Here is a 14,978-nt window from a genome sequence, read left to right as displayed (position 1 = left end):
GACTTATGAAAATTCAAATACAAAATGAAACCTTTATACTTCACCCAAGCGGAGCTGTTTTTTGGGAATCTAAAAAAATAATTATCATTTCTGATGTTCATTTAGGAAAAGTTACGCATTTTAGAAAACACGGAATCGCAATACCGCAAAATGCCATTTCTGAAAATTTTAGAAAAATCACAGCCGTTTTGGATTATTTTCTGCCTGAAAAAATTATTTTCTTGGGCGATTTATTTCACAGCGTCAAAAATGCAGAATGGAATTTATTTGAAGAATGGCTTTCCATTCATGATCAAGAAACTTATTTAATTACTGGAAACCATGACATTATTGATGAAATTCATTATAAAAAAATTGGTGTGATCGTTACCGAACTTTTAGAATTGAATCATTTTTTTCACGCATCATCCTACAGAAAAAGAAAATCTGTTTAATTTTTCAGGACATATTCATCCGGGATTGTCTTGCGTGGCTTGGGTTTGCAGACCTTAAAGCTTCGTTGTTTCTTTTGCAAACCCAATCAAATGATTCTTCCCGCTTTTGGAGAATTTACTGGAAAATATTTTCTAAAACCCAATTCTGAAGATACCGTTTACGCAATTGCAGGAAATGATGTCGTTCAAATTAAAAAAGAATAACGTAACATATAAACAAACTTAAAAACACATCCTCTTAACAATCAATACATTATACGTATTTATTCACAAAAATAAAAGAATTATCTTTCAAATTTTAAGCTTACATTAGTTGAATTAACTTATAAAGCTTTGAAAATGAAGAATATTACGTCAAAATTTGAAAAAGTTCTAAACAATTCTACGACCTACGGAAATGTAAATCATGAACCAGATTCGAGTACAGAAACCCAATTAAACACCCCAGAAAAATCAATGCCGTTTTCAGATCAAATTGGAAATTACCAACGTAATATTGGAATTCCACTCAAATCGCACGAAAACAGTAAAATCTATATTGTAGGAAGCGGAATTGCAGGAATGGCCGCGGCCTATTATTTTATAAGAGATGGCCGAATTCCAGCAAAAAACATCACTTTTTTAGAACAACTTCATATTGACGGCGGTTCTTTGGACGGCGCAGGAAATCCGAAAGATGGATATATTATTCGTGGAGGACGCGAAATGGATATGACTTATGAAAATCTTTGGGATATTTTCCAAGATATTCCCGCTCTAGAAATGCCGCCTCCATATACCGTTTTAGATGAATATCGATTAATCAATGACAATGATTCTAATTATTCTAAAGCGCGTTTAATTCATAAAAATGGCGAAATTAAAGACTTTAGCAAATTTGGTTTAAACAAAAAAGATCAGCTTGCTATTGTAAAATTACTTCTTAAAAGAAAAGACGAATTAGATGATCTTACTATTGAAGATTATTTTAGCGCAACGTTTCTAGAAAGCAATTTTTGGACATTTTGGAGAACTATGTTTGCTTTTGAAAACTGGCATAGTTTATTAGAACTTAAACTTTATATGCATCGTTTTCTCCACGCCATTGACGGACTAAATGATCTCTCTTCATTAGTCTTTCCGAAATACAATCAATACGATACTTTTATTACTCCGCTTCGAAAATTTCTTGAAGAAAAAGGCGTAAATATTAAATTTCATACGCTTATAAAAGATCTAATTATTCAAAGTAATACTGAAGGTAAAATTGTTGAAGGAATTATTACTGAGCATGAAGGAAAAGAATCAAGATCTCCTATCGGAAAGGATGATTTTGTTATTGTAACAACAGGTTCTATGACCGAAGATACTTTTTATGGAGACAATAAAACAGCGCCAATTATTGGTATCGACAACTCCACAAGCGGTAAAAGTCCAGGATGGATGTTGTGGAAAAATCTTGCGACAAAATCTCCTATTTTTGGCAAGCCTGAAAAGTTCTGCAGTAATATCGAAAAATCATCTTGGGAATCTGTTACTTTAACTTGCCGACCTTCTGCTTTTGTAGAGAAACTAAAAGAATACTCGGTAAACGATCCATACTCAGGAAAAACAGTGACTGGCGGAATTATCACGATTACCGATTCTAATTGGCTAATGAGTTTTACTTGTAACAGACAGCCCCACTTTCCAGATCAGCCAGATGATATTTTGGTAATTTGGGTTTATTCATTGTTTATGGACAAACCAGGAAATTATATTAAGAAAGTAATGCCCGAATGTACAGGAGACGAAATTTTAGCCGAATTAAGCTTTCATCTCGGAATAATCGACAAACTTGACAATGTAATTGAAAATACAATTTTACGAAGTGCTTTTATGCCCTACATTACTTCTATGTTTATGCCTCGAGCAAAAGGCGATCGTCCTAGAGTTGTACCTGAAGGTCGCAAAAATCTTGGTTTAATTGGACAATTTGTTGAAACAAATAATGATGTAGTTTTCACAATGGAAAGTTCGATTAGAACGGCTAGAATTGCGGTTTATAAGTTATTGAATTTAAACAAACAGGTTCCCGATATTAATCCGCTTCAGTATGATATTCGTCATTTGCTAAAAGCAGTAAGAACGCTCAATGACGGAAAAGCATTTTTAGGCGAAAGTATTCTGCATAAAGTTTTAAGAGGAACTTACTTTGAGCATGTTTTGCCGCCAATTGAAGAAGATAAAGAAGAACATGAATCTTTTATTTCAGAACAGGTAAACCGATTTAAAGATTGGATAAAAGGGGTTAAGGATTAAATTGTGAATTGTGAATTGCGAGTTATGAATAATTAATTTAAAACTATTTGAATCATTTTATCTAAAGTAATAAATTACATTCTGTTAGGAATATTTGGTCGGTGAAAAATCATGATATTGTTGTGAAATGTGTCCTGTAGGAACACCTGCTTTTTATCGAAAAAAATATAGTCAAACAATCAAACGTTCAAATTCTAATTTTATCAATAAGCTATTCTTGCGGAATGAAATTGGAATAATATTGCGGTTAAAATTGAAAACCCAGTAAAACTAAATTTACTGGGTTTTCTTGTTTAACTCTAAATTGTAATCAGAAAATAAACATTATTGTTCGTCATTATTCATGGCAGACATCAATAAAGTATATGCATTTTTGACAACCACTTTTGAAGAGTCAGAAATCGCATCAGAAGTAATTTGAGTAAAGCCCTCATTTTTGACTCCAGATTTAACTTCATTCATTTGAAACTGGTTATTTCCAATAGCTGTAAACACATAAAATTTTCCTTGCCAACGTACTACTGCATCTTCTGGAACAGTTAACGCTTTCTTATTTTCAATTTCAACTTCGGCGTTTACAAACAAACCAGGTAAAAGTGCAGGATTATAAGCGTTTACATTACAGATAATTTCTGTCGCTCGATCTCCATTTAAGCTTTGATTGATAAAAGCGATTTTAGCCGCATACTTTTTAGCATCAGAAGCATTGGTATAAGCCATTACAGTCTGACCAATTGAAAGCGAAGTCACGTCTTTTTCGAACGCGTTTAAAGTTAGAACAATATCTTTTTTATCAATTAATTCAAAAAGCATATCTGTCGGATTTACATATTTTCCAATGTTGACATTTACTTTAGAAACCAGACCATTAATTGGAGAAACAACTCGAATCGTTTTGCTAATATTTCCAACATTCAGCGTTTTAGCATTAATTCCTAATAGATTTAATTTTTGCTCTAAAGAAGACATTGTAATGCGTTGCGTTCTCATTTCAGTTGTAATCTGTTCTAAAACTTTATCACTCGCCGCTTTATTTGCATTTAACTCTTTTTGCCTTTTGTGTTCGTTTTGGGCCAATTCGAATTTCTCTTTCGCCATTAGATAATTTTGTTGCAATTCTATAAACTGCATATCTTCTAAAACAGCCAAAACCTGACCTTTCTGAACGTTCATTCCGGCAATAAGATTAGTGCTTTTTACATAACCTCCCAACGGAATACTAATACTTATTACGCTTTTTGGCGGAACTGTTACTGTACCTTGAAGCTGTAAAATCTCTTTTACATTCTTCACCGTTGGATTACCGCTTTCTAATCCTGCATTTTTAACTTGTTCAGGACTTAATTTAATAATATCAATGCTTTTAGTTTCAGCACTTTTGGTTTCTTCATTTTTCTTATTTCCACAAGAAATAAGAAATATAGCGCCTATGAACGCTCGCAATATATTTTTTCATTTTTAAATGTTATTAAGATTTTGCAGTGTAACAACTGCTTTATTGTAAGCATTAAGCGCGTCTAAATATTCACTTTTGATTGTGATAGCTTGATTAACCACCAAAACCCATTGCAAGTAATCGATATCTCCATTTTGCAATTGACTGCTTGACGCTTCTATAATGGTTTGAGCATTTTTTAATCCATCAGTTTCATAGTATTGTAAACTTTCTTGGAACTTTTTTAGCTCGCGATCTGCATTTTCAATATTCGTTTTCACTTCGATTTTAGTTGCTTCAGAAAGTTCAACAAAGCTTTCGTATTCTGCTTTTGCGACTCTTTTTCGTTCTGATTGACTAGTGAAAAATATTGGAATCGAAAGACCTGCATTAACATAATTAAATCTTTGTCCGCTACCATAATAAACTTCTTGACCTGAAGCATTAGTTTGACTTCCGATAATGCTTAGATTGTTATATCCTAAAGTAATTTCAGGAAGTAATTTAGCGCCTTCCGTTTTCCATCTATACTTAGCCGATTCCGATTCAAACTGTGAACGCTGAACTGCTGGAAGATTTTCTGCTTTTAAATTTTCGATAGACGAACGATTTAAAACCGCTTTTAAATTCATCTTTTTTGGAGTATGCTCCACTTTATCTTGAAGAATAGCATTGAACGAATTCAAAGCAATTTCAATATCACGGTTGACCATTACCAATTGATTGCTGTAGAATTGTCTTGCAGATTGTGAAGCGCTTTTTTCTAAAACATTTGCTTCTCCAGCTTTAAACCTTAAATCTGATTTTTTCTCCATAATCCTGTAGATTGAATCAGCGTAAACTAAAAGTTCTTTTTTGCTGTTGAGCCACAAATAATCGTAGTAAATATTTCTAACACGAGTTTTTATTTCTTGCGAAGTCAATTGCACTTCTGCTTTTGCTTTATTGAAATCGGCTTTTAAAGCTTTTTTCTGATTGCTATAAACAGTCGGAAAAGCAAAAGTCTGGCTAATTCCAAAACGTGTATCATTCTGCGAGCTATTAAATTGTCCGTAATCGGCATCTATTTGCGTTTGCGGAATATTATAAGCCGTTTTCTGCAAATAACTTTTAGACTGCTCGTTTAATTTAGCCGATTTAACTATTCGATTATTTTGAATCGCAATAGAAATAGATTCGTCAAGCGAAATTGGCAACTCTTGCGCTTTTGCCATGTTACCAATAAAAAGAATACTCAATAAAATGGTTAGATTATTCATATGCTTTTTCTTTTTTTAGTGAAAACTTTAGCGTGATACGTCATTAAATAAATGGCAGGAAGTACAAAAAGCGTTAAAAGTGTTGCGGTTACCAATCCGCCGATCACTACAGTTGCTAATGGACGCCGCACTTCTGCTCCTGCTCCGTTACTCAATGCCATCGGAAGAAATCCGAGAGAAGCAACAGCTGCTGTCATTAAAACTGGACGCAACCTGTTTTTAGTTCCTAATAAAATAATTTGGAAAGGATCTGTAATTTCTCCTTGTTTCTGAATTCGGTTGAATTCGGATATTAAAACAATTCCGTTTAAAACGGCGACTCCGAACAGCGCAATAAATCCAACTCCGGCAGAAATACTAAAAGGCATGTCGCGCATTACCAATGCAAATACACCGCCGATGGCTGATAATGGAATTGCCGTAAAAATGATAATTCCTTCTTTAAATGATCTAAAAGCAAAATATAATAAGGCAAAAATCATTAATAAAGCCGCAGGAACAGCAACGCCTAATCTTGCTTTTGCTTGCTGAAGGTTTTCAAAAGCTCCTCCATAAGTAATATAATAACCAGGATCAAATTTGATTTGCTGATTTACTTTTTGTCGCAATTCTTCTACAATAGATTGAACATCTCTTCCGCGAACATTAAATCCAACGATGATTCTTCTTTTAGCATTTTCACGCTGAATCTGATTTGGGCCTTCAACTTCTTCGACACTAGCCACTTGGTAAAGCGGAATTTGCATTCCCGATGGCGTTGCAATCAAAAGATTTCTAACATCTTCAATTCCTTTTCTTCCATTGTCTTCTACTCGAACGACCATATCGAAACGTTTTTCGCCTTCGTAAATACTTCCAGCAACAGCTCCTGCGAATGCGGCATTAATCGTTGCATTCACATCAGCCACGCGTAAACCGTATTTCGCCATTTCTGCCCAATTGTAATCAATTACGATTTGTGGCATTCCTGTAACTTTCTCTACATACAAATCGGCTGCGCCTTCAACTGTTTTACTAATTGCTCCTAATTTTTCAGCGTATTCAGAAAGCTTTTGAAGATCTTCTCCGTAAATTTTACAAACCAAATCTTGTTTCGCTCCCGTCATCAATTCGTTAAAACGCATTTGAACAGGAAATTGAAATCCTGTTGTAACTCCAGGGGCAATTCTTTTTACTGTTTTAGTCATTTTATCGGCTAATTCGGGAAACGAAGAAGCGCTTGTCCATTCTGATTTATCCTTTAAAACAATAATCATATCTCCACCTTCAATTGGCATTGGATCGGTTGGAATTTCTGCGCTTCCAATTCTTGAAACTACTTGTTGCACTTCTGGATATTCTTTCTTTAATTCGGCTGAAATTTTCTCAATAGTTTTGGTCGTCGTAGAAAGATTTGTTCCTAACAATAATCGAGTTTCAACAGCAAAATCTCCTTCTTCTAATTGCGGAATAAACTCTCCTCCCATTCTTCCGAATAAAACAACAGCGATTCCAAAAAGTATAAATGCTCGCAATAACAATCGATTTTCTAATTCCTAAAGCTTTCGTCAGCCAACCTTCGTAAGCATTTTCTAGTTTCCCCATTATACGATCAGAAAGATTCTTTTTATGGCTGATTTTTTTACTTAAGAATAAAGCGCTCACCATTGGCACATAAGTCAATGACAAAATGAAAGCTCCTAAAATGGCAAATGCAACAGTTTGCGCCATTGGTTTAAACATTTTACCTTCTATTCCTTGAAGAGAAAGAATTGGTAAATACACAATCAAAATGATAATTTGTCCAAACACCGCCGCGTTCATCATACGCGCAGCAGAGCCTGTCACTTCTTTATCCATTTCTTCTTGCGAAATAGTATCGACTACTTGATATTTTTTAGAACTGTGAAGATGATGCAGAATAGCTTCTACAATAATTACAGCTCCATCTACAATTAATCCGAAGTCTAATGCTCCAAGACTCATTAAGTTTCCGCTTACGCCAAAAGTATTCATCATAATAATGGCAAAAAGCATCGCTAACGGAATTACTGAAGCTACAATAAAACCTGCTCTAAGATTTCCTAAAAATAAAACCAGAATTAGAACAACGATTAAAGCTCCTTCAATTAAGTTTTTTTCTACTGTTCCAATGGCGTTATCTACCATTTTTGTTCTGTCTAAGAAAGGTTCGATTTTTAAACCTTCAGGAAGAATTTTCTCGATTTGAGCAATTTTGTCTTTTACATTGACGATAACATTATTGGCGTTTTCACCTTTCAGCATCATTACAATTCCACCAACTGATTCTCCATATTCGTCCGTCGTTAAAGCACCGTAACGAATCGCAGAAGAAATCTTGACATCGGCAACATCTTTAACTAAAATAGGAAGGCCTCCTTGCGTACTTTTAACAACAATGTTTTCAATGTCTTTAATGCTTTTGGCTAAACCTGTACTTCTAATATAAGAAACTGTTGGACCTTTCTCAATATAAGCTCCTCCAGTGTTTTCGTTACTAGTATTCAAAGCCGTAAAAACTTCACTAATCGTTAAATTTTGGGCTTTTAATCTAGCAGGATTTACCGCAATTTCATACTGTTTTAATTTTCCTCCAAAAGTAGAAACATCGGCAATTCCTTGCGTTCCCAAAAGCTGTCTTCTGATTGTCCAGTCTTGAATTGTTCTTAAATCTTCTAGAGAATATTTTTCTTCGTAACCTGGTTTTGGTTTTAAAACATATTGATAGATTTCTCCCAAACCAGTTGTTACAGGTGCCATTTCAGGCGAATTGGCGTTTCGATCAATTTCTACCTGTTGCAATCTTTCGGCAATTTGCTGACGCGCCCAATATACATCTGCATCGTCGTCAAAAACGACACTTACAAGAGAAAGTCCGAAACGAGAAATACTTCTGCTTTCTTTTATATTTGGAATATTACTTATCGCTTGTTCGATTGGGAAAGTAATTAACCTTTCCACATCTTCGGCGCCAAGCGAAGGGGCTGTTGTGATAATTTGCACCTGATTATTAGTGATGTCTGGCACAGCATCAATTGGTAATTGGGTAACTTCATACACACCGTAGATAATCCACAGCAGTGTAAAGATTCCAATTGCCAGTTTGTTCTTAACTGAGAACTGAATTACTTTATTAAGCATATTTTATTAATTAAAAAATAATAAATGAGCGACTGAAAACGATACGTCTCAGCCACTTCAATAAAAAATTTAAAAATTAATTATGCGATTGGAGGTCTAAATAAAGAAAGCAGATTTGGATCTGAAAAAAGATCTGATCTGTAAGTTGGAATTTTTAATTGTGGTAATTCTGGATTGAAAGGAACCGGAAGCAAGTCTTTGTCTTCTAAAATAAAAACAAAGTGAACCGAGCTAGTGCTAATTGTTTTAAAAGGAAGTCGCATGTCTCTATCTCCGTCATTGTCTTCTAGATCTTCTCCCCAATAATGCATAGACAAGAAATCTATAAAGCTTACGCCTTGCAGCTTTTGATGCTCCTGAAAATGTTCTATCAGGATTGGCAGTTTGTAAAACTGCTGTACAAAACTGCTGTTTGAAGCTATTAGAAAAATGAATATGTAGACAATTTGTTTTCGCACGAAGCAAATTTAATTTAAATTCTTCAAGATTTCATCTTTTTAAACTAGCAAAAAGGGTCTTTTAACAATTTAGAAATATGGAATACTGATTTTGTTTATTTCAATATCGATGTCCCATTTTACTGTCAAATCGTCAAAATCATACACTATCTTTCTAGCTTTCAATACTGCTATACTTTTTTATAAAACAAAAAACGAATCAATTCAATAAGAATTGATTCGTTGTATTCTTAAATTTTTATAACTGTATTTTTAGTACAGAATTAATTATTAATATTTGAATTTGCATTTTCTAAAAGCGCCCGTATTTTAGTTAAAATTAAATTCTCATAGGCCTCTTGTCTTTCATCACTTTTTCTTCCCGAAGTAAATCCTTCACTAATTCTATAATTCTTAATAAACTGACTTTTCCTTGCTCCTACAGCATAATACCAGCTTCCCCTTTCTGATTGAACAAAAATTATGGCTTCATCCAGATTCATTATTTTCTTTTTTGAAATTAACGGACTTGTTTTGTAAACGATATTGTTACGAGCATCAAACGTAAACTGAATTTTAGAGGCTATTTGAATATCATATAAAAAATGAATCAAAAAGTATACTAGAAATATACCTATTACCCAACGCATTTCTTCTCCTAGATAATTAAAAAACAATAATAAAGCTATTACTCCTGCCGTTATTCCAGCCAAAAACCACCAGGATTGAGTTACTGATGTTTTTTGCGGATTTAATGAAAAATAATGAAGCGTTTCTTGGATGTTATATCTATCTCGAATGTTCATCTAAAATTTCATTAATTTCATTCATCAAATTCTGCATCGATCTAGTTGTAAAACCTTGGGCAATTCCAGTGCATTTCTCCTTGTTTTCTTTTCTGTAATAAAGATTTAAGGAAACGTTTGTTGTGATAAGATTATGTTTCACTTTGACCAATTCAAAATTGAGAAAATTAGCAATCGGAATCAGAACGGGTTTATTAATCAAGCCGTTTTTTATTCTAAATTCATTTTGGTCCAGATCAATACTAAATCCTTCCTGCCAAATCGCAATAAAACATATAACAGCCAAGACTCCAAAAATGCCAATTACTGCATTATTTTTATAATAAATGCCTCCAACAGTAAAAGCTATCATCGCGAGTACCACAATTAGACCAAAGCCGTATTGTCTTTTCATGACATATAGATTTCCTTCTTTTGTGAATTTCTTCAATTCAATCATTTCTCTACTCAATTTTAACGCCATCAATAATCAGAGAATCACAAAGAAGTGAGATGTAAGCACTGGTATAATCGGCAGTTAATTGATCGCTTAAAGAATCTACTCTTCCTTTTGTAAAATCAAATTTTCTTGTAGGAAGCTTTCCAAATATATCGGTCATAGTAATCTGACCATCAACTCCTGCTTTATTTTTCATTAAAACTGCCAGCAAGGCAATATCTTGTTTTTCAAAATCAAGAGAAAAGTAATAATTGTTTTTTACCTCCGATTCTGTTCCACTAACAGTAGATTTTGTAAAAGAAAATGTAGCAGATCGCAATATCGCTTTTGTCGTTTTGTTACCATCTTTCAAAGCGATTTCTATTTTAATGCGTCTGTCTTCTTGCCCATAACTTAATGATGATATAAAAAGGCAAGCTGCCACTAATAATGTAAAAAAATTCTTATTCATAATTTTATAGTTTTAAAAATAATTTATAACAGCAAGATTACTACGAAGATCAACTTGCCACAATTTGAAATTGGCAAATGGATGCTTTAGATTTTTATTTGGTAATTCTATGCTAGTATCGAGAAAAAGCGCTCTTTAACCACTTCTACACAGAGACTTTACAAGGGAATTTCTTGTCAAATTTGCTGGGTGATTTTTTTGGTCAGTCTATTTTCAATTTGTATTTTGGCTTTAATTACCACAATATATGCACGAAAAAACTACTTTAAATCAGATAAAAAACACGAAAACGAAATGGTTATTCTCGTTTCTAATTTTGTTTTTCTTCACCACTTTAAATGCACAAGTTTCGGCTGTAGAAAAAATCGCGTCCTACGGTTATTCTAAACGTTTTTCTGATTCATCTGCCAGTAAAAAAATTCAGCGACAAGCTCTTAATTTAGCCAAGAAAAAAAGAATATTGACGATGAAGTTATTTGTTATTCGTATCTCGCGCTTACGCAAAGGCGTTTATTGCATTTAAAAGAATTTACTCGTTATGCAGACACTGCTTATATTTTAGCTCAAAAAAGCATCAAAACAAGAGTTAAAGCTTTTGCTTCTCTAGCAATGGGAAATTTAAAATCTTATATAGATGATAAACCTCAGGCCATCGACCATTTATTGCATTCGTATACACTTTTCTCAAAAATAAATGCTCATGATCAATGTGCTAAAATTGCGGCCGATATATCTTATCTATTTTCTCCGGCATCGCCAGAAAAGGTGCATAAATATGCGCAAGAAGCTCTAGAACATGCCTATAAAGCAAAAGATCCAGAAAGTAAACTGTATGCAAGATTAGCTTACGGAGGCTATTTGACCGATAAACTCGAATCTGGAACAGAGAAAGATTGGCAAAAGACTTTGGATTTTTTAAAAACTACAGTGGTACTGGCCGAAAAAGAATCTTTTGATATCATTAGCAAAAGCAATATCGGAATTGCTTACATCAATCTGGCAGATCTTTATTCTAAAGGTCCGAAACCAATTAATGAAACTGCCTTGTTTGACAACCTTGAAAAAGCTACTGCAATTGCCAAAAAATATAATATTAAAATCATTTACAGAAGCGCCATAGGCCTTCAAGGTTTTTATTATACCGAAAAAGGAAATTATGTAAAAGCCGAAATGCTTTTTATTGAAGGCATAAAATACCAGCTTAGCCTACCTTACACCGATAATTATTTATTAGCTACTTTTTACAATTGCTTAAAAGAAGTTTCTGCAAAGCGTCATGATTTTGAAGCGTATTATGCATACGATACCTTGTTTACAAAATACAATCAGTTAAAATATAATGAAACTACTCAGAAGCTTTTGCAAAATGCAGATGCCAGATTTGAGTCTTCCAAAAAAATGGAACGTATAAAACAGCTTGAGTTGGAAAATGAATTGGAGCGACAAAATAAACTTTTAGGCTACGGAATTGCTGGCGTTCTTTTGCTTGGACTTGTTTTTATGTTTCGATCTTACTATTTCAGGCGCGTTATTATTTAAAGCGTGAAGAAATTTTAAAACAAGAACAAACCAATAGTGAATTGAAGTCGCAATTAATGGAAAAAGAAACCATTGAAAACCTTGCAACCAGACTTTCGTTAGAAAGAAGATTATTGCGTTCTCAAATGGATCCGCATTTCATTTTTAATGCTTTAGGAAATATTCAGAGTATGATTTTGCAGAAAGACACGATTCCGGCGGTTTCTTATTTGAATAAATTTGCCAAACTCACACGCCAGATTCTAGAACAATCGAGAAAGGAAACTATTTCTTTAGAAGAAGAAATTGGCACTTTAAAAAATTACATCGAATTGCAACAATTGCGTCTTAATAATAGTTTCGAATATGCGATTGTTTGCGATGAATCTGTTGAAGAGGATATTCTTATTCCGCCACTTTTGATTCAACCTTTTATTGAAAATGCTGTTGAACACGGATTAAAACCAAAACCAAAAGAAGAAAAAGGTGTCTTGCAAATTAATTTCTCACAGCAGACGCAACAAAGAAATCTAATTTGCACGATAAAAGACAACGGAATCGGACTTACAGCTTCAAGGAAATTAAAAACAAACGAAAATCATACCTCTCTTTCTACAACAATTACTGACGAAAGATTAGCTAAAATGCAAAAAGATCATCCATACGCTGGTTTTCAGGTTTTAGAACGAAATGCAGACAACGGAGAAACGGGCTGCATTGTTATTATTAATATTCCAATATTATAGAAAATGTACAAAACTATCATTATAGAAGACGAACAACGCATTCGCGAAGCTTTATCCATCATGTTGGAAATGGTTGCGCCAGAAGAAATTCAAATTATCGCTTACGCCGAAAGTGTTGAAGAAGCTGTAAAATTAATTGACCGTATGCGACCTGATTTGGTTTTTATGGATATAATGCTTCAAAACGGAACTGGGTTTGATGTTCTAAAACAAATTTCCTTCAACTCTTTTCATCTTATTTTTACAACTGCTTACGAACAGCATGCTATTAATGCTTTCAAATACAGCGCAATAGATTATCTTCTAAAACCAATTGATCCAGATGAACTTAAAACTGCAATTGAAAGGATTTCGCTTTTACAGGAAAGAGTTTTAGAAAAACAGCAGTTAAGCGAATTGCAAAATAACCTTTCTAAAACTCCCGACCGCATTATATTGCCTACTCAACAAGCTATGTATGTAGTTAAATTAGAACAAATTATAAGATGTGAAACCTCTGGTTCTTACACCACTTTCTTTTTGAACGATGGCCGAAAAATTATGGTTTCTAAACCTTTAAAAAACTATGAAGATTTGCTGGAACCGCCAATGTTTTTCCGTATTCATCAGTCGCATTTGATCAATGTAAATTCAATTATAAGTTATTCCCGCGAAGGAATGGTTCACATGAATGACAAATCGGTTGTGCCCATTTCGAGAGGAAAAAAGAGCAGTTTTTCAAATTAATGAAAGAGGAAATTTAATCTTTGAAAAACACATTTTACCTCTTACCGATTTAAATACGACAAATACCAACTAAAAAGCGCAGTAGACAAAGTAACTATTCCAAGTCCTATTCCTAGTATATACTTTTGACCCAATAAATAACTTAAACTATGAATAATAAAACCCTTTCTATTCTTAGCTATGTCACTATTATTGGTTGGATTATAGCTTTTGTTAAAAGTAAAGATTTAACACCTAAAAGTGATTTGGTGAGATACCATTTAAAACAAGGATTCGGAATTTTTCTGGTTTCTTTAGTAATAAATGTTGCCTTGTCTATTATTGTAACTATCGTTCCAGCACTTTACTTTTTAAGCTACATTGGATACGTTATTCTTATTTTATGGATTTTCGGAATCATAAATGCCGCCAACGAGCAAAAAAACCAATTCCGTTAGTTGGACAAGTTTTTGAAGATAAATTCAGCTTTATTGACTAATCTGTCTAGCTTTTTTTAGCTGACGTTTTTATTTTTTGGATGTAGGAGATGATTCTCAGAGAACTTCATTGGCTATCTTAGCAGTGAGCAGTATTTGAGGATCTTTCTACTTTTAATACAAAAATTAAAAATTTATGCCAACCCTTCTAATTGCTGAAAAACAGGAATTAAAGCTTTTCCTTTTTCTGTTAAATTATACTCGATATGAAGCGGTTTTAGTTTGATCGTTACTCTTTCCAACAAACCTTCTTCTTCCAATTCTTTTAAAGCTGTAGCCAAAGATTGCTTATTTGAGCCTTGAATTTGACGCAGTAATTTATTAAAACGTAAAGGTGACTCTACAGCTAAACGAAAAATTTCTGCTTTCCATTTGCCAGATAATACCTTTAAGAGTCTTTGTGCGGGACAAGTTTCTGTTTCTTCCATAATTATTGCGGGTAGTCAAAAAAATTGACCTATTGTTTTCGAAAGTTTTTTAATCAAATTTTGTTGTAAATCTAAAGTAAAAATATAAAATGAAAGCAAAGAAACCAAGCGAAATGAGCGTTGAAGAGTTATTAAGAACACAGAAAAAAATAAAAAAAACGATTAAAGTTTTAATTTTAATTGCCATCTTACTTCTTCTTCTTATCGTATTTCTATTTCTCGAGAAAGGATTATTAACTTTAATGGTCTTTCCTTTATCGATTGCTTTTCTTATTATCAACTCTAATTTTCTTAAAGAAATACAACATGAAATTGCTAATAGAAACTTAGAATAAAACCTTCATATTTAATTTTTTAAATTTAAAATTTCTTAACTGCAAAGTCATTCAAAAAAATTAAATT

At 33.3% G+C, this 14,978-nt stretch carries 13 protein-coding genes and 1 pseudogene; 7 read left to right on the top strand and 7 right to left on the bottom strand.

The genetic code is table 11. The features are described 5' to 3' along the window. Positions 1-5: 5 nt before the first annotated feature. Both P5P87_RS03265 and P5P87_RS03260 read left to right on the top strand, forming a co-directional pair. Complete coding sequence (locus P5P87_RS03265) at positions 6-434, top strand: metallophosphoesterase (RefSeq protein WP_340696631.1); 429 nt, start codon at positions 6-8, stop codon at positions 432-434. 339 nt (positions 435-773) lie between these two features. Then, complete coding sequence (locus P5P87_RS03260) at positions 774-2,714, top strand: oleate hydratase (RefSeq protein WP_278021565.1); 1,941 nt, start codon at positions 774-776, stop codon at positions 2,712-2,714. A gap of 324 nt (positions 2,715-3,038) precedes the next feature. Here P5P87_RS03260 and P5P87_RS03255 read toward each other — a convergent pair whose 3' ends face one another. From P5P87_RS03255 to P5P87_RS03230, 6 genes and pseudogenes are all read right to left on the bottom strand, one after another. Beyond that, a complete protein-coding gene (locus P5P87_RS03255; protein ID WP_278021564.1) occupies positions 3,039-4,157 on the bottom strand; it encodes an efflux RND transporter periplasmic adaptor subunit in 1,119 nt (372 codons plus the stop codon). Between the two features lie 15 nt (positions 4,158-4,172). Further along, positions 4,173-8,549, bottom strand: a pseudogene (locus P5P87_RS03250) (CusA/CzcA family heavy metal efflux RND transporter). Between the two features lie 80 nt (positions 8,550-8,629). Beyond that, entirely contained in the window at positions 8,630-9,007 is a 378-nt protein-coding gene (locus P5P87_RS03245) for a hypothetical protein (RefSeq protein ID WP_278021563.1), read from the bottom strand. A gap of 263 nt (positions 9,008-9,270) precedes the next feature. After that, positions 9,271-9,792: a hypothetical protein gene (locus tag P5P87_RS03240; protein ID WP_278021562.1), complete on the bottom strand. Its 522-nt coding sequence runs from the start codon at positions 9,790-9,792 to the stop codon at positions 9,271-9,273. Further along, the gene (locus P5P87_RS03235) at positions 9,776-10,243 is read right to left on the bottom strand and encodes a hypothetical protein (RefSeq protein ID WP_278021561.1); all 468 of its coding nucleotides are present in this window, start codon (positions 10,241-10,243) and stop codon (positions 9,776-9,778) included. The genes P5P87_RS03240 and P5P87_RS03235 overlap by 17 nt, the downstream gene beginning before the upstream one ends. After that, positions 10,236-10,682 (bottom strand): hypothetical protein, encoded by a 447-nt coding sequence (locus P5P87_RS03230; RefSeq protein ID WP_278021560.1) that lies wholly within the window; start codon positions 10,680-10,682, stop codon positions 10,236-10,238. The genes P5P87_RS03235 and P5P87_RS03230 overlap by 8 nt, the downstream gene beginning before the upstream one ends. Before the next feature lie 513 nt (positions 10,683-11,195). Here P5P87_RS03230 and P5P87_RS03225 point away from each other — a divergent pair. From P5P87_RS03225 to P5P87_RS03210, 4 genes are all read left to right on the top strand, one after another. Next, complete coding sequence (locus P5P87_RS03225) at positions 11,196-12,221, top strand: hypothetical protein (RefSeq protein WP_278021559.1); 1,026 nt, start codon at positions 11,196-11,198, stop codon at positions 12,219-12,221. A 56-nt stretch (positions 12,222-12,277) separates the two neighbouring features. Next, positions 12,278-12,946, top strand: a complete 669-nt coding sequence (locus tag P5P87_RS03220; RefSeq protein WP_278021558.1) for a sensor histidine kinase — start codon at positions 12,278-12,280, stop codon at positions 12,944-12,946. Between the two features lie 3 nt (positions 12,947-12,949). Beyond that, positions 12,950-13,672, top strand: coding sequence for a LytR/AlgR family response regulator transcription factor (locus tag P5P87_RS03215; protein ID WP_278021557.1), 723 nt, complete (start codon positions 12,950-12,952; stop codon positions 13,670-13,672). 149 nt (positions 13,673-13,821) lie between these two features. Then, entirely contained in the window at positions 13,822-14,109 is a 288-nt protein-coding gene (locus P5P87_RS03210; protein WP_340696630.1) for a DUF4870 domain-containing protein, read from the top strand. Between the two features lie 173 nt (positions 14,110-14,282). Here P5P87_RS03210 and P5P87_RS03205 read toward each other — a convergent pair whose 3' ends face one another. Then, positions 14,283-14,576, bottom strand: coding sequence for a winged helix-turn-helix transcriptional regulator (locus P5P87_RS03205; protein ID WP_278021556.1), 294 nt, complete (start codon positions 14,574-14,576; stop codon positions 14,283-14,285). A gap of 89 nt (positions 14,577-14,665) precedes the next feature. Here P5P87_RS03205 and P5P87_RS03200 point away from each other — a divergent pair, with 89 nt between their 5' ends. Then, on the top strand, positions 14,666-14,911 hold the full coding sequence (locus P5P87_RS03200) for a hypothetical protein (RefSeq protein ID WP_278021555.1): 246 nt from the start codon (positions 14,666-14,668) through the stop codon (positions 14,909-14,911). Positions 14,912-14,978: the final 67 nt, after the last annotated feature.

The sequence above is a fragment of the Flavobacterium ginsengisoli genome (assembly GCF_029625315.1).
Lineage (GTDB): Bacteria > Bacteroidota > Bacteroidia > Flavobacteriales > Flavobacteriaceae > Flavobacterium > Flavobacterium ginsengisoli.
The sequence above is the reverse complement of the archived record's forward strand: the minus strand, read 5'-3'. Positions and strand labels throughout refer to the sequence as shown.